Source organism: Sinomonas sp., assembly GCF_036848755.1.
GTDB lineage: Bacteria > Actinomycetota > Actinomycetes > Actinomycetales > Micrococcaceae > Sinomonas.
The window spans coordinates 1-14,579 of the sequence record NZ_DAIUJO010000093.1 but is presented as its reverse complement, the minus strand read 5'-3'; the positions used below and the strand labels follow the sequence as shown (position 1 = coordinate 14,579).

Genomic DNA, 14,579 nt, shown 5'->3' with positions numbered 1-14,579 from the left:
CCGGAACCCCACCAGAACACTCTGGCCCGCTCCGAAGCAACTTTCCAAACCTACCAGATCACGGCTTTTCGCTCAAATTCCCTTTCGGGCTTCCGAGGCTATGCAATTGATCTTCCTCATCCTCGCCGGACATCAAGCATTGCTGCCGTTCCGGCCAGAGGAGAAGGGGTTCGGCCGCCGAGGCCCTCGCGGTGTTCCGCGCTCCGTCGGCGACTCGGAATACATTACCGGGCCCCTCTGGACTCGGCAAATCCGGAGACTGTGTGCTCTGCCACAGCGGGGGCGACGGGTGCGCCGTCGTCGTTTGATACCCCCTAGGGGTACTTGACGCATACCCCTGCCGGGTATAGCTTCGGGGCATGGAAAGGGAATTGGGCGCGCAAGACCCCCTAGCGCCAGTCCACGGCTACACGTCGAACAAGTCGGCATACCTGCTCCGGCTCAGGCGCATCGAAGGGCAGGTTCGTGGCATTGCGCGAATGGTGGAGGACGACAAGTACTGCATCGACATCCTCACCCAGGTCTCGGCCGTCACGAAGGCCCTCCACGCCGTGAGCTTGGGTCTCCTCGAAGAGCACATCGGACATTGCGTCGTTGGCGCGGCCAACGAACCCGACCCCGAACGCCGCTCCGAGGAGATCGACCTGAAGGTGAAGGAGGCCGCGGATGCAATCGGAAGACTCCTCCGATGACAGAGGCCCCGCCCGCCCGGCCGGCCCGATGACCCCCGCACACGAAACCAGCCCTGACAGAGGAGCAGAGATGATGCATTTCAAGACCACCGTGCACGTGGACGGGATGACCTGCGGCCATTGCATCGCCGCAGTCACCGAGGAACTCGAGTCGCTGGACGGCGTCGAAGGGGTCTCAGTGGACCTCAACGCGGGCGGGATCTCCGAGGTGACCATCGACTCCGACCGCAAGCTCAAGCACGAGGCCATCAGCGAAGCCGTTGCCGAGGCGGGGTACCTCGTCGTCGACAACCAGGCCTAGCCAACAGCTCGCTCGCACCAGAGGGGGATCGGAAGCTTGCCCGTCTACGATGAAGCCCGCGTCGTCGAACTCGACATCCAAGGGATGACGTGCGCATCCTGCGTCCGACGCGTCGAACGCAAGCTCGGCGCGATCGAAGGCGTCCAGGCAACGGTGAACCTCCCCCTCGAGTCCGCTCGGGTGTTGGCTCCCGCAGGCGTAGACGATCAGCAGCTCATCGAGCGGGTCGCGGCCGCCGGCTACACAGCCCGGCTGCATGAGCGAAGCGAGCACTCAGAGGTGGACGACCGCCCGGGTGCTCAGCTCCTGCCGCGTCTCGTCGTGGCCGCTGTCCTCGCCGTCCCGGTATTCGCGATTTCCATGGTGCCCGGGCTCGAGTTCCCCAACTGGGGCTGGTGGGCCGCGGCCCTCGCGCTCCCCGTGGTGACGTGGGCGGCCTGGCCGTTCCACCGGGCGGCGGCAATCGCCGCACGCCACGGCTCGTCGACAATGGACACGCTCGTCTCCCTCGGGGTCATCGCGGCGTACACCTTCTCCCTGGGACAGCTCCTCGCCAATCCTGCGATGACTGCAGACCCCGGCATGGGGGAAGGAGCACTTTACTTCGAGGTCGCGGCCGTCGTGGCAACGTTCCTCCTGCTGGGCCGCTTCCTCGAAGCACGCGCGAAGGCCCGGGCGGGAAGCGCGCTGAAGGTCCTGCTGGACCTCGGCGCGAAGGACGCGTCGCTCTTCAGGGATGGCGTCGAATACCGGATTCCGGCCGACGAACTTGTGCCCGGAGACCTCTTCCTCGCACGGCCGGGCGAGAAGATCGCCGCGGACGGAATCGTGCGCGAGGGAAGCTCGGCGGTCGACGCGTCTCTGCTCACCGGCGAGTCGGTGCCGGTCGAGGTCGGCCCCGGGGATCGCGTCACGGGCGCCACCGTCAACACCTCGGGCCGGCTCGTCGTCGAGGCGACCCGCGTCGGATCGGAGACGACCCTCGCGGCGATGGCCCGGCTCGTCTCCGAGGCACAGGCCTCGAAGGCACCCATCGCACGGCTCGCTGACCGCATCAGCGGGGTCTTCGTTCCCGTGGTCCTCGGAATCGCGGTGCTCACCTTCGCAGTCTGGCTCCTTGCAGGTGGAGGTCTCGGCGCCGCGATGACGGCCGCCGTCTCCGTCCTGGTCATCGCGTGCCCCTGCGCGCTCGGGCTCGCGACGCCCGTCGGCCTGCTCGCCGGCAGCGGCAGGGGCGCACAGCTCGGCATCCTCATCCGCGGTCCGCAAGTCCTCGAAGACACCCGCACCGTCGACACGGTCGTCCTCGACAAGACGGGAACGGTCACGACGGGTCGCCTCGCCGTCGACGCCGTCGATCCTCTCCCCCACTGGGACTCGACGACGGTGCTGCGACTCGCAGGTGCTGTCGAGTCAGCGAGCGAGCACCCGCTCGCCCGCGCGATGGCAGCAGCCGGCCGCGCGGTGACCGGCCCAGCGGGCAGGCTTCCAGCGGTGGACGGCTTCCGCTCGGCGCCGGGCGGCGGCGTCGTGGGCCGCGTCGAGGGAATGACGGTCGTCGTCGGCCGGACGTCCTGGCTGCGAGATAACGGCATCGACGCTCCCGAGGCCCTGCGCGACGTGTTCCGCGCCCGCGAGGAATCGGGGGCAACGGCAGTGTGGGTCGCCGTCGATGGGAAGGCGGTGGGCGTGGTGAGCCTGCGGGACACGGTCAAGCCAGGCTCCGCGACCGCCGTCGAACGCCTCAAGGCGCTCGGCCTCCGACCCGTCCTGCTCACCGGCGACAACCCTGCGGTGGCGGCGCGGGTCGCCGCGGAAGTGGGGATCCCGCCGTCGGATGTCTTCGCCGGGGTGAGCCCGGAGGGGAAGGTCGACGCCGTGCGGCGGCTCCAGGCGGCCGGCGCCACGGTCGCGATGGCGGGCGACGGTGTCAACGACGCCGCGGCGCTCGCTCAGGCCGACCTCGGAATCGCCATGGGCTCCGGGACGGATGTCGCTCGCGAGGCCGCCGACCTTACGGTCATGGCGGACGACCTGGGGCAGGTCGCCCTCGCGATCGAGCTCTCGCGGGCCACGCTGCGCATCATCAAGACCAACCTGTTCTGGGCCTTCGCCTACAACACGGTCGGAATTCCCGTCGCCGCGCTCGGGCTGCTGAATCCGATGATCGGCGGCGCCGCCATGGCCGCAAGCTCGGTGCTCGTGGTCGTCAACTCGCTCCGGCTCACGCGCTTCGCGCGCTAGGCCGACGGGGTGGGCAGCGGCTCCGGTCCCGCCTCCTCGAGGACCGGCACCGGAACAGGCGCCCGCAGCTCGTCGAGGCGGACGAGCACTACGCCCGCCACGATGAGCGCGCCCCCGAGTGCTTGGACCGGCGCGGGAACGTCGCCGATGAAGAGCCACGAGGCCAGCACCGAGAACAGCACCTCCGTGAGCGAGACGAAGCTCGCGACCTTCGGGCCGAGGCGCTGCGCGGCAACAATGCCCAGCGAATAGGCCGCGACCGCCGCGACGAGCGTGATCCCCAGGATCGGCACGAGCCAGCTCGTTTCCGTGCTCCAGAGCCGCACCGAGCCGAAGGTCGCGGAAAGGGGCAGGACCCCGACGAGGGCCAGGGCGCCGATGGCGGCGGCGCCGAACACCATCCCGCCCCCCACCATGGCGAACGGCGGCAGGACGCCGTCGGCCTTCGCGGAGAGCACGAAGTACACGGCGAGGCACGCGGCGGCACCGACGCCCCAGAGGACGCCGACGGGGTCGACCCGAGTCGCGCTGAAGAGGTTGAGGACCAGCACGAGGCCGAACATCGCGACGACGGTTCCGCCGATTGTCAGCAGGCCGGGACGGCGGCGCGTCCGCAGCCACATCCAGCCCACGATGATGATCGGGGCGAGGTACTCGAGCATGAGGGCCACCGGGGGGCTCATGCGTGCCACGGCGTTGAAGTAGCAGAATTGGCAGAGGGCGACGGCGACCATGCCGTACCCGGCCATGATCCCCAGTCCGCGTCGCAGCCGGCTCCAGTGGCCCCGCATGATCACGAGGGTCGGCACGAGCATGACGGCGGCCGCGAGCCCGATGCGGGTTCCGACCATGGCGCCGGGACTCCACCCGGCTTCCAGGAGAGACTTCCCGAGCGGCCCGCTCACACCGAAGGTCCCGGCCGAGAGCAGCGCGTAGACGAGGCCGGATGCCGAACGGTTGGCGGGCACGGGTGACACCTCCAGGGAGTCGGGATCCTGCGCCCGGAGCGAACCACTCCAACGTCAGGACCAAAGTCAAGGTATGGTAGTGACATTAGACCTCGGAGAGTCAGGAGTCAAAGTGCTGTTCGCCAATGACACCGAAGTTGCGCTGCGAAGCGCGGTGAACCTCGTCAACACTCTCGATTCCGACGGCCTCGAGCACCTGCTCACCCCCAGCGACCTGGACCGCTTCCTCGACGAGGAAGGGTTCACAGGGTCGCGGACGCACGACGACGACGAGCTTGCCTCCGTGCGCGAACTGCGAGCGCGGCTCCGGAGCCTGTGGGACGCCTCGGAAGACGAAGCCGTCGCGCTCGTCAACGACCTCCTCCGCGAGTCGCAGGCACTCCCCCAGCTCGTCAAGCACGATCACTGGGACTGGCACCTCCACGCAACCACGCCCGAAGCCCCCCTTGCCCAGCGCATGGGCACCGAAGCCGCGATGGCCTTTGTCGACGTCATCCGCTCGAAAGAACTGGACCGCCTGCGGATCTGCGCCGCCGACGACTGCGAAGCGGTGCTCATCGACCTGTCGAAGAACCGCTCGAAGCGGTACTGCGACACTGGCAACTGCGCAAATCGCGCGCACGTCCGGGCCTACCGGGAACGCAAGGCGGCAAGCTAAGCCGGGATCCGGGAGGCGCTTGGTACCCTTCGGAAAGGGCCTGCCCCAATCCGTGCAACGGCGAGAGACAGGCCATTGACGTCTACGTCGGACACGCCGGCCCTTCGCCAGCCCGACGCCAGCTTTCAGGGGGTGACCGGCACGTGCCCACCACGCTGCTGAGGGCGCGCACGCTCGACGGTCTCAGGGCCAAGGCAGCCGCCCTCGGCCCTGGCGCCCGCCTCATCAGCGCGGAGGCAGTACGGCCCTCCGGTTTCCGCCGCCTGCGCGGACTCCGTTTCGAGGGTCTTGCGGTGATTCCCGACGTCGACGAGTCGGACCTCGGACTGGCCGACCCCGGTTCTGGGCGCGAGACCCTCCCCGACCTCGGGCCCGTCTCTCGGAGCGAGGATGTCTCGGCCATGCTTCACGACCTCGGCGCACCGCTCATGGTCGACGAGCAGGGTCGGGGTGGCCCGCTCCGGGCACCGGGGAGCCTGATCGTCGTCGCCGCCCCGCACGACGCCGCCCTTGGGCCTGCGATGGCCCTCGCGGAGGCAGTAGGCGGCCAGTTGTACACCTCTGGCCTGCTCGAGGCGTATGGGAGGCCCTCGCTCGAGGGCCGGCGCGAGGCCGCTGCCGCGCGTGAGCAGGGCGCGGCGCTCGGCAAGCCCGTCGTCGTCGCGTTCGGGCTGGGGCGGCCTGCGTGGACCGCTTCCAACGCCGCCGCCGCGGAGCGGCTGCGTGCCGATCAGGTGTGGCTTGTCGTCGACGCTCGGCACAAGCACGCAGACACGGCCTCGTGGGTCGCCGCGGTACAGACCCGGCTCGTGGTCCACGCCCTTGCCGTCACCGGCATCGGCGAGACGTCGACGCCTGGGACCGTGGAGCGACTGGGGGTGCCGGTTGGTTGGACCGACCAGAGCCCCGTGTGGAGCTGAGGGATCAGCGGAGAACGCGCCCCTGTGCGTCCGTCCGGAACGGCTGCGCCCCCAGCACAATGAGGGTTCCCTCGGCGATCCCCCAGAGGAAGATCGCCCCAAAAGTCGCCTTGGCGAACAGGATCGCGGCCATGATCTGCACGATCCCCATGGCCGTGTAGCCGAGGTAGAAGCGATGTGCCCCGAACGCGCCAAGGTAGATGCCGAGCAGGCCCGCAATGGCACGACGGCGCGGCGAAAGGCGGATTGCCGGGGCGAGCCCGGCTTCCTGGCCGGGGGCCGCGGGGAGGTACATCATGCGCTTCGGCTCACAAGGTCTCGATGGTCGATTCCGGCCGCGCCAGACGAGGCCGGAGAAGTCGGGCTCTCTCAATGTACATGTCGAAAAGGAAGTCTGCATTGGACATGTACAATCCGAGTGCACCCGAGGAGAGCCATGACAATCATCAGCCCTGCGGCGGCCGCCGTGCGCCTGCGCCGCGGAGACAGCTTTGCGCTCACCTCCGGTGGTTCCCGACGGCGGGGAGTGGTGGTCGCCGTTCACCCGGCCGGGTTTGTGTGGTTCGACGACGAGGAGACCAAGCGGCTGCTGCTCGCCGACCTCGCGCACTGGGACGCTGTCGAAATCGGCACCTCGGCCGCCGTCGCCTGAGCGGCATCGCCTGAGCGGCACCGCCTGACCGGCCCGGCGAGAGGCTTCGGACGTGAACCGGCCCTCGCGTCGCTTAGGACTGGCCCTCGGCGTCCTTCGTGCCCTCGCCCGTGACGCCCTCCTCGGACGGCGAAGCGCCCTCGGCGTTGGAGTTGTTGCCTGGCTGGGGCTTTGGCCTCTTGAGGCGGTCCTCGGAGCGCAGGTTGACTCCCGAACCCTGACTGAGGTGCTCGGGGTTCTCCTTGTAGGTCATGGAGAGCATCGCAGCGCCGACGAGACACGCAATGAACGCGATCCCACCGCCTGCAAAGGCGAGGTCAAACCGAAGCCCGTGGCCCGTGCCTCCCGAGGCGAAGAACAAGACCGCAACGAAGGCGACGACGCCGAAGAAAGCGGAGAACATGAGGGGTCCCTTGATGCCAACGCGCGGTCCGCGTGGGGATTCTTCGGTCATGGGGCCCTCCTTGCGCTGCCAGCGCTGCTGTGGGTGCGGCGGTGAATCTGAGGTTCCGCGCTTCCTGCTCGCGCGGGAGTTCTACGCCAAGTAGAAAGCGGAACCACTCAATTCTAGGCCACTCTGGCCGCACCTGTGGAATCGTGCCGGAGGCTCAGGGCGGCGATCGCGAGCAGAACCCCCGTGATGATGGCCCCTCCCCCGGCGACTCCGAGCAGTGCGTGCGGCCCCAGTCCGGAGAAGAACGGGAGCAGGATTCCGGCCCCGAGGCCCACGATGCCCGTGATGGGAAGGTCCCTTCCCAGCGGCGTCACGCCCGACGCCGGTCCGCGACGTGCGAGCAGCGCCCGGGCGAGATCGGATGCGCCCATGAGGATGAGCGCGACCGCTCCCCCACCCCCAATCACGCCCACCGAGGGGACCGCGACGACCGCGACGCCGGCGAGCGCGGCCAGGACGTAGGGGATGAGTGCCGTCAGCGCCGAGCTACGGCGAGGAGCCGGGCGCTCCGAACGGAGGAGCCACGTTTGCGCGGCGAGCATGAGCCAGAGGTACCCGGCGAGGACCCAGGCGGCACCCGTCGTCGTCGGCTGCCCCCAGAACACGGTGACCGCCCCGAAGGCGAGCGCGGCGAGCGCTCGGCCGAGAACGGGCGGCCAGAGGCGGGCACGGTCGGGCGACGGAGAGTCGGCAGGCATGCGTCAAGTCTAATCGGCGCACGGGGTCCCCCAGCCCGCACTGGCTCGCGCAGCCGACTGCTAATAGGCCCCCAATACCATCCACCGGCTCCCCCGGGCCCGCAGGCCAAGCGTCAGAGCCCGGGCGAGCATGTAGCCACCGGCGAAGGCGCCCCACAGCCATCCGAGGCCGCCGGGACCGCGGACGCCGGAGAGCCCGACCCAGGCGAGCAGGGGTCCATAGACCACGAGGTTGAGGACCCCTGCGAGCGCGAGATAGCGGGCATCCCCCGCGCCGATCAGCACGCCGTCGAGGACGAAGACGAATCCACAGACGGGCTGACTTGCCGCGAGTACGAGCAACGCGGGAGTCAAGGCCTCGTGGACGGCTCGGTCGGACGTGAAGATCCAGCCGACCCACGGCGCCGCGGCCGCGAGCAGCGCCCCGGTCACGACACCGAAGCCGAGGGACCAGCGGACCATGGTTCCCGTGAGTTCCCGCGCGCGCCGGGCGTTGGCGCCCCCGAGCTCCTTGCCGATCAGCGACTGCGCCGCGATCGCGAGCGCGTCCAGAGCGAAGGCGAGGAAGTTGAACATGGTCATCGCGAGTTGGTGCGCGGCGAGGTTCTCGGCTCCTTGGGCAGTCGCCACCACGACGGTCGCGAAGATCGCGGCGCGCAGCGCGGCCGTCCGCAGCATGAGCCACGAGCCGACATGGGCAGCCGAAAGGATCCCGCGCCAGTGAGGCCCAAGGGAGATCCCCTCGTAGCGCATTCGCGGCACGACGATCGCGAGGTATACGGCGGCCATGCCGAGCTGGGCAACGCTCGTCCCGATCGCCGACCCCGCAATGCCCCACCCGAATCCGTACACGAACAGGAAGTTGAGCGCCGCGTTGGCGCCGAACCCTACGGTCGCCACCACGAGCGGCGTGCGCGTGTCCTGCAGCCCGCGCAGGACTCCCGTCCCGGCGTACACGAGCAACATGCCGATGAGGCCCGGCATGGACCACACCAGGTAGTCGGCGGCGTATCCCTGGACGGCCGCCGCTGCTCCCACCGCGCGGACGACGCCGGGTGCCGCCGCCCAGCCGACCACGGCGAGCAGGACGCCGAGCACCAGCGCGAGCCACACGCCGTCGCGCGCCGCCGCCATCGCGCGCCCTGGCTGACCTGCCCCCAGGAATCGCGCGACCGCGGGGCCCGTGCCATAGGCGAGGAAGACCATGAGCCCGACGACGGTCTGGAGAACCGTCGTCGCGAGGCCCAGACCCGCAAGTTGGTCGACCCCGAGATGACCCACGATGGCCGAGTCCGCGAGGAGAAAGAGCGGCTCTGCGATGAGCGACCCGAACGCCGGGAGGGCGAGGCGGAGGATTTCCTTCCCTATGGCGGGGGAACCCGTGCCGCTGACCGCCCCCGGTCCGCGCACGTCATCGCTGTCTTCCGTAGAATGGCGCTCGCTCTGCTCGCGCGCCTCATGTCCCCGGTCCATGGGGCCACTCTAGGACGAGGGCCCGACAGGCTGGACTGAGCTGCCCAAAGAAATCAAGCCCACCGATCGGGGCAGATCGATCAGGGGAGGATCGACACCTTAATAGACCCTCCAGCCGGGTTGCCCACGAGATTGATCGCGTCCAGGAATCCTTCCAGGGAGAACTGGTCGCTGCAGATCTGGTCCATGGGCAACGCACCGGACTCGAGCAGTCGGAGGGCGGCTGGCCAGCAATAGGGGCCGAGGTGGGCCCCGAGAACGTTGAGCTCTTTGTCGTCGCCGATGATCGACCAGTCGACCGTGGCTTCCGAGCGGAACACGGAGTACTCGACGTACGTACCGAGCTTGCGGAGAATGTTGAGTCCCTGCGAGACCGCCGATGGGTGGCCGGTGGCCTCGAGGTAGACGTCGGCTCCGTAGCCGTCGGTGAGGTCCTTCACGATCTGAATCGCGTCCTCCTTGTCGACGTTGATCGTGAGGTCGGCTCCGCACTCCTTGGCAAGTGCGAGCTTCTCGTCCGACATGTCGAGGGCCACCACCCTCGCTGGATTCTTCGAGCGAGCACCGGCGATCATACCGAGCCCGATCGGGCCGCACCCCGCGACCACGACGACGTCCTCGAACTTGATGTCCGCACGCTCGACAGCGTGCAGCGCGCAGGAGAGAGGCTCCGCGAATGCCGCGTGCTGCGGGGGAATTTCCGACGGCGCCCGGTGGACACGGGCCCGGGATGGCACGAGGAGGTATTCGGCCATGGCACCGTTGAATCCGCGGAAGCCGAACATTTCGTGGGGTGCGCACATCCAGTACTGGCCTCGGCGACAGTAGCGGCATTCCTCGCAAGGCACGATCTGCTCGCACACAATCCGGTCCCCGAGCTCTAGGCTGCGGTCCCCGAGTGCCTGTTCGCCCGCGGCGACCACGACGCCGACAAATTCGTGGCCGGGAATGATCCCCTTCTGGGCCCACGCAGGTCGGTTCTCGTCCCCCCAGAACTTGGCAGCCCCGTGGTAGCACTTGACGTCGCTCGCGCAGACGCCGACGGCCTCGACCTTGATGAGCAGCTCAGCGGCAGCGGGCGTCGGCACGGGTCGCTCTTCCAGCCCGTAGTCCTCGGGCCCGTGGCAGACCACGGCGCGCATTGTCGCAGGTAGGGTACGGCTCGGCTCAGGGCTCTCCGCCAGACTCGTCATGGTGATCCTTTCTAGGGTCTCGGGTGTCGGCGCGCGACGAGGACGTGCACCCCTTTGTCGCGCAGCCGGGCGATGTGCTCGCTGTCTGTCCGCGAGTCGACGATCACGGCATCGAAACGCTCCAGCGACAGCATGGCGTGCAGGGCCCGCTTCTCGAACTTCGTGTGGTCGGCCAACAGAATGCGTTTCGCGGCGGCGTCGAACATCGCCCGCTTTACGTCGACGGTCTCCTGTGTCTGGTGGAAGGCAATGTCATCGGTAATTGCCGAGGTCGACATGAAGAGGATGTCCGCTCGGAGCGAGGCGATCGACTCCGTCGTCATCCGCCCCATGAAGGCGCTGCACCAGTTGTAGTACTGCCCCCCGAGTGCGAGCAGGGAAATCCCATTCGTTCCTCGCAGGTCGTTGATGATCGTGAGGGTGTTGGTGATCACTGTGAGGGGCGTCCGGTCCTTCAGATGCGGCACCAGATGGAGAGTCGTGGTCGAGTCGTCAAGGATGATCGCCTGACCCGGTTCTATGAACTCGAGGGCTGCGTGAGCGATAGTCTCCTTCTCGGCGAGCTGACGGCTTGACCGGTACACATCGCTGGATTCCACGAGGGCGGTCGACGTGGCCGTCGCGACCCCGCGATTCTTGCGGATGAGTCCCCGGTTCTCGAGCTCGTCCAGGTCACGGTGGACCGTCATCACGCTGATGCCGAAGCGCTCGGCAAGCTGCTCTATACGTATCGCGCCCTCTGCCATGACGGCATCGCTGATTGCCCGCTGGCGCTGCAGCTGCCGGCTCTGCCGCGTGGCGGGCGATGCCTCGTCCGATTTCAGCGCCATTCCTCTCAACTCACCCAGTGCTGACATGAGGATCACTTAGCAGATCCGCCTCGTCAAGGATGAGGGCGAGCCGGCGAGGGTCGTGGGCGAACCGACCGAGGAAGAGGCCGTCTGCTTTTCCTGCCAAGGCGGAGAGTGTCCCGGGCTGGGCGCTTCCGCCGTACAGGACTGAGGCGGAGCGGATGCGGTCGTCGGCGCTGAGCCTAGCTCGCAGTTCTTCGATGACTGCCTTCACATGCTCGGGAGCAGCAGCCTCGGCCTGCCCAATCGCCCACTGAGGTTCATAGGCGACGACCAGGTCGAACTGAGACGGACCCGGCGGCAGGCCAGCGAGCGCCGAGGCGAGTTCCTCGACTGTCCGGGCGGCAGCGGTGGCAGAGTCTGTCCTCGATGTTTCGCCCAGGCAGAGGACAGGTGTCAGGCCGTTCCGCAATGCGGCTGCGAGCTTGAGGCGAACAGCTTCGTCGTCGTCGCCGAAGAGGGCGCGTCGCTCCGCATGCCCGACTTCGACGAACGCGCATCCCACCGCCTTCAAGTCCGCCCCGCTGACGGCGCCCGTGAAGGCGCCTCTGTCCTCCCAGAACAGATCCTGCGCTCCAACTTGGACCGGCGTGCCCGCGAAAGCGGCCCGGACATCGGCGAGCGCGGGGAGGGAGGGCAGCACGAAGAGCTGCACTCTGCCGTCGGCGACCGCGGGGTGCGAGCGGGCGAGGTCCGAGACAGCCCGCGACCACTGCAGCGTGCTCTCAACGTCCAGATAGAGCTTGAGGCTGACACCGAGGACAAGCGGCGCAGGCTGCGCGTCTCGCGGCTCTGGCGCAGGGTCAGTCACAGGACCCAGTGCTCTCATAACCTTCGATGACCGCAACCTTCTTCGCGGATGCCGACGACTCGTCGAACTCGTATCCGAGCCATTCCCGGGCGAGCCGACGGGCAAGCTCGAGGCCGACGACGCGCTGCCCGAAGGTCAAGACCTGTGCGTTGTTGCTCAGGACGCTGCGTTCGACGCTGTAGCTGTCGTGGGCAGTGACCGCCCGGATCCCGGGGACCTTGTTCGCGGCTATCGCAACGCCGAGTCCGGTGCCGCAGACCAGGAGCGCCCGATCCGCCTCGTTGTCCCGAACTTTCTCAGCTGCGGCGATGGCGATCGAGGGGTAGGCGGTATCGTCCTCGGCGTCGACTCCCACGTCGATGACCTCGGACACCCGGGGGTCCTTCTCCAGATCGGCCTTGAGGGTCTCCTTGTAGTCGTAGCCGGCGCCGTCGGATCCGACGACGATTCGCCATGTGCGGCCCATTTCAGTTCTCCTTCAGGTCATACGCGTCGAGGATGGTGCCCACCGCGGTCACTGCGAGGGCGAACGAGACGGCACCGGGGTCGGGGGTGCCGAGGCTCTTCTCCATGTGCGGCCGGGCGCGGCCCAGCCGTGGGAGGAGGTCGGCAGTGGCGGCGGCCGCAGCGGTTGCGGTCGCAGCGGCCGCGGCCCAGGCTCGGGCCAGTCCTTGCCCTTCGGAGGTGAGGGCTGTGAGCTGCTCTGAGAAGGGAACCAGAGCGTCCACGAGGGTCTTGTCCCCGATCTCGGCTTTCCCGGTGCGCTGGACTGCTTCGCGTGCCGCTGCGACGGCTCGGGCTACCGCCCGGGCGTCGGGCGCTTGGGCGTCGCCGATCTGCTGGCCCATGGTGCGTAGGGCCAGACCCCAGAGAGCGCCCGAGGTGCCTCCGGCCCTGTCGGCCCAGGCTTCTCCGGCCCGGGTCAGAACGGTGCCCGCTCCCGCTCGGGCTGTACCTGCCGCCACGGCCGCCTCCGCAGCGGCCCTGGCTCCCCGCTGCATGCCTATCCCATGGTCGCCGTCGCCGGCTATCGCGTCCAGACGGCCCAGCTCGTCGACTTCCCGGTCGATAACTTCCCGGATGGAGTCGATCGCTTTGAGCACCCGCGTGCCGGCTGCAGCAGCATCCTCGGAAGCCGCGGTGATGTCGTTCGCGTCCGCTGGCGCCTCGTCCGAGGCGAGCACCGTCGTTGTGTTGACGTCCACCGCTCCCTTGCGGAACGCGGGGGTGTATGCGGGTGACCGCCATGCTCGCTCTAGTTCATCGTCGAGCCAGACAACGGTGAGCGAGAGCCCGGCCATTTCGAAGCTCGTGGCGTACTCGCCGACTTCAGGATCCACAATTGCGTGGCCGGCGTCCTCCAGCAGTGAGGCGACCGCACCATAGAGCAGGAAGAGCTCCTCAGACTTCACGGAACCGAGCCCGTTGACGACGACTCCGATGCGGCCTCCCTCAGCCGAAACTTCGTCAGGCCGTTCCGCGAGGACACGAGCGGTGAGCAGTTCGGCAATCTCGCGGGCAGAAGCCAACGGGATGGTCTCAATCCCCGGTTCGCCGTGGATGCCCATCCCCACGGCCATTGTCCCGGGAGAGACCGTGAAGAGCGGCTCGGCGGCACCCGGGAGGGTACATCCGGAGAAGGCGACGCCGATCGAACGCGTGCGCTGGTTGGCGCGGTCCGCGAGCATGGTGACCGACTCGAGGTCGAGGCCCTGCTCGGCCGCCCAGCCTGCGGTCCTGAACACCACCAGATCACCGGCAATGCCCCTCCGCTTCTCACGCTCGCCAGCGGGTGCACTGCAGATGTCGTCTGTGACACGCACCGTCTCGCACGGTATTCCCTCCGAGCGCAGCTGATCCTGGGCCTGATCGAAGTTGAGCGCGTCGCCCGCGTAGTTGCCGTAGGTCAGGAGAACCCCTGCATCCGACGCGACCGAGCGGGCGACATTGACCACCTGCTGCGCACTCGGAGAGGCGAACACATTTCCCATCGCAGCCCCGTGGGCGATTCCCGGGCCGACGAGGCCAGCGAAGGCCGGATAGTGCCCGGATCCGCCGCCGATCACCACCGCGACCTGTCCCGACGGAGTCGCAGTGGCACGTGCGACGCCGCCGCGGACGCGGCGGACGAGGCCGCGGTGGGCGGCGACGAAGCCGTCGGCGGACTCGTCGGCGAAGGCAGCCGCGTCGTTCAGTACGTAGCTCATGATCCCTCTCATGAAGTGGGGGCGGGGGCGGGTGCCTGGGGATGCACCCGCCCCCGGGTGGCCGCACGGGAGCGAACGGCCGTTGGTTCGGCTACGGTCAGCCGGAGTAGGTGAACGGCGCCGTCATCTTGTCGACGTTGGCCTTCGTGATGAGGATGCAGTCGAACGACTGCTTCTCCTGCGACGGCTTCGTTCCGTTCTTGATGTACGCATCGAGTTCGTCCACGGACTTCTTCGCGAAGGTGGCCACCGGCTGGAGCACGGTGTATGCGAGAGAGCCGTCCTTGACTGCGCTGACTGCGTCAGGCGAGCCGTCGAAGCCGCCGACGACGACGTTGGTCTTGCCTGCCTGCTTCAGTGCCGCGATGGCTCCGAGCGCCATCTCGTCATTGCCGGAGATCACTGCGTTGATATTCGGGTTCGCCTGCAGAATGGACTGCATCTTCTGCTGGCCCAG

Annotated in this window: 17 protein-coding genes; 6 read left to right on the top strand and 11 right to left on the bottom strand. The window is 68.2% G+C overall.

The genetic code is table 11. The annotated features are described in order from the left end of the window. The first annotated feature begins 359 nt into the window (after positions 1–359). From V7053_RS14100 to V7053_RS14090, 3 genes are all read left to right on the top strand, one after another. Positions 360–692, top strand: a complete 333-nt coding sequence (locus tag V7053_RS14100) for a metal-sensitive transcriptional regulator (protein WP_334172906.1) — start codon at positions 360–362, stop codon at positions 690–692. Between the two features lie 70 nt (positions 693–762). Then, positions 763–993, top strand: coding sequence for a heavy-metal-associated domain-containing protein (locus V7053_RS14095; RefSeq protein WP_443022620.1), 231 nt, complete (start codon positions 763–765; stop codon positions 991–993). 84 nt (positions 994–1,077) lie between these two features. Then, entirely contained in the window at positions 1,078–3,237 is a 2,160-nt protein-coding gene (locus tag V7053_RS14090) for a heavy metal translocating P-type ATPase (RefSeq protein WP_443022621.1), read from the top strand. On the opposite strand, the gene V7053_RS14085 is transcribed toward V7053_RS14090, so the two are convergent. Next, positions 3,234–4,205, bottom strand: coding sequence for an EamA family transporter (locus V7053_RS14085; RefSeq protein ID WP_334172904.1), 972 nt, complete (start codon positions 4,203–4,205; stop codon positions 3,234–3,236). The genes V7053_RS14090 and V7053_RS14085 overlap by 4 nt on opposite strands. Positions 4,206–4,317: 112 nt before the next feature. Here V7053_RS14085 and V7053_RS14080 point away from each other — a divergent pair, with 112 nt between their 5' ends. Both V7053_RS14080 and V7053_RS14075 read left to right on the top strand, forming a co-directional pair. Continuing rightward, positions 4,318–4,863: a CGNR zinc finger domain-containing protein gene (locus tag V7053_RS14080; protein WP_334172907.1), complete on the top strand. Its 546-nt coding sequence runs from the start codon at positions 4,318–4,320 to the stop codon at positions 4,861–4,863. Between the two features lie 143 nt (positions 4,864–5,006). Continuing rightward, a complete protein-coding gene (locus V7053_RS14075) occupies positions 5,007–5,783 on the top strand; it encodes a hypothetical protein (RefSeq protein ID WP_334172903.1) in 777 nt (258 codons plus the stop codon). Positions 5,784–5,787: 4 nt separating this feature from the next. On the opposite strand, the gene V7053_RS14070 is transcribed toward V7053_RS14075, so the two are convergent. Beyond that, on the bottom strand, positions 5,788–6,081 hold the full coding sequence (locus V7053_RS14070; RefSeq protein WP_334172902.1) for a TM2 domain-containing protein: 294 nt from the start codon (positions 6,079–6,081) through the stop codon (positions 5,788–5,790). A 138-nt stretch (positions 6,082–6,219) separates the two neighbouring features. Between V7053_RS14070 and V7053_RS14065 the strand changes: the two genes are divergently transcribed. Then, positions 6,220–6,435 (top strand): hypothetical protein, encoded by a 216-nt coding sequence (locus V7053_RS14065; protein ID WP_334172901.1) that lies wholly within the window; start codon positions 6,220–6,222, stop codon positions 6,433–6,435. Positions 6,436–6,508: 73 nt separating this feature from the next. Here the strand turns inward: V7053_RS14065 and V7053_RS14060 are convergent, their stop codons facing one another. The 9 genes from V7053_RS14060 to V7053_RS14020 form a co-directional block, all read right to left on the bottom strand. Next, a complete protein-coding gene (locus V7053_RS14060; RefSeq protein ID WP_334172900.1) occupies positions 6,509–6,889 on the bottom strand; it encodes a hypothetical protein in 381 nt (126 codons plus the stop codon). A 113-nt stretch (positions 6,890–7,002) separates the two neighbouring features. Further along, entirely contained in the window at positions 7,003–7,587 is a 585-nt protein-coding gene (locus V7053_RS14055; RefSeq protein WP_334172899.1) for a hypothetical protein, read from the bottom strand. A gap of 60 nt (positions 7,588–7,647) precedes the next feature. After that, entirely contained in the window at positions 7,648–9,060 is a 1,413-nt protein-coding gene (locus V7053_RS14050) for an MATE family efflux transporter (protein WP_334172898.1), read from the bottom strand. Positions 9,061–9,140: 80 nt separating this feature from the next. Next, complete coding sequence (locus V7053_RS14045; protein WP_334172897.1) at positions 9,141–10,253, bottom strand: zinc-binding dehydrogenase; 1,113 nt, start codon at positions 10,251–10,253, stop codon at positions 9,141–9,143. An 11-nt stretch (positions 10,254–10,264) separates the two neighbouring features. Beyond that, positions 10,265–11,083 (bottom strand): DeoR/GlpR family DNA-binding transcription regulator, encoded by an 819-nt coding sequence (locus V7053_RS14040; RefSeq protein WP_334172896.1) that lies wholly within the window; start codon positions 11,081–11,083, stop codon positions 10,265–10,267. A 10-nt stretch (positions 11,084–11,093) separates the two neighbouring features. Beyond that, complete coding sequence (locus V7053_RS14035; RefSeq protein ID WP_334172895.1) at positions 11,094–11,915, bottom strand: triose-phosphate isomerase family protein; 822 nt, start codon at positions 11,913–11,915, stop codon at positions 11,094–11,096. Then, entirely contained in the window at positions 11,908–12,381 is a 474-nt protein-coding gene (locus tag V7053_RS14030; RefSeq protein ID WP_334172894.1) for a ribose-5-phosphate isomerase, read from the bottom strand. The genes V7053_RS14035 and V7053_RS14030 overlap by 8 nt, the downstream gene beginning before the upstream one ends. A gap of 1 nt (position 12,382) precedes the next feature. Beyond that, positions 12,383–14,122 (bottom strand): dihydroxyacetone kinase family protein, encoded by a 1,740-nt coding sequence (locus V7053_RS14025; RefSeq protein WP_334172893.1) that lies wholly within the window; start codon positions 14,120–14,122, stop codon positions 12,383–12,385. Positions 14,123–14,219: 97 nt separating this feature from the next. Continuing rightward, on the bottom strand, positions 14,220–14,579 hold a 360-nt coding region (locus V7053_RS14020; protein ID WP_334172892.1), incomplete at its 5' end, for a substrate-binding domain-containing protein.

What these genes read in the sequence shown, in the direction of transcription:
- V7053_RS14030 (WP_334172894.1), bottom strand. Translation starts at nt 12,381, where the DNA reads ATGGGCCGCACATGGCGAATCGTCGTCGGATCCGACGGCGCCGGCTAC.
- V7053_RS14100 (WP_334172906.1), top strand. Translation starts at nt 360, where the DNA reads ATGGAAAGGGAATTGGGCGCGCAAGACCCCCTAGCGCCAGTCCACGGC.
- V7053_RS14025 (WP_334172893.1), bottom strand. Translation starts at nt 14,122, where the DNA reads ATGAGCTACGTACTGAACGACGCGGCTGCCTTCGCCGACGAGTCCGCC.
- V7053_RS14060 (WP_334172900.1), bottom strand. Translation starts at nt 6,889, where the DNA reads ATGACCGAAGAATCCCCACGCGGACCGCGCGTTGGCATCAAGGGACCC.
- V7053_RS14040 (WP_334172896.1), bottom strand. Translation starts at nt 11,083, where the DNA reads ATGGCGCTGAAATCGGACGAGGCATCGCCCGCCACGCGGCAGAGCCGG.
- V7053_RS14065 (WP_334172901.1), top strand. Translation starts at nt 6,220, where the DNA reads ATGACAATCATCAGCCCTGCGGCGGCCGCCGTGCGCCTGCGCCGCGGA.
- V7053_RS14055 (WP_334172899.1), bottom strand. Translation starts at nt 7,587, where the DNA reads ATGCCTGCCGACTCTCCGTCGCCCGACCGTGCCCGCCTCTGGCCGCCC.
- V7053_RS14050 (WP_334172898.1), bottom strand. Translation starts at nt 9,060, where the DNA reads ATGGACCGGGGACATGAGGCGCGCGAGCAGAGCGAGCGCCATTCTACG.
- V7053_RS14070 (WP_334172902.1), bottom strand. Translation starts at nt 6,081, where the DNA reads ATGATGTACCTCCCCGCGGCCCCCGGCCAGGAAGCCGGGCTCGCCCCG.
- V7053_RS14095 (WP_443022620.1), top strand. Translation starts at nt 763, where the DNA reads ATGATGCATTTCAAGACCACCGTGCACGTGGACGGGATGACCTGCGGC.
- V7053_RS14090 (WP_443022621.1), top strand. Translation starts at nt 1,078, where the DNA reads ATGACGTGCGCATCCTGCGTCCGACGCGTCGAACGCAAGCTCGGCGCG.
- V7053_RS14045 (WP_334172897.1), bottom strand. Translation starts at nt 10,253, where the DNA reads ATGACGAGTCTGGCGGAGAGCCCTGAGCCGAGCCGTACCCTACCTGCG.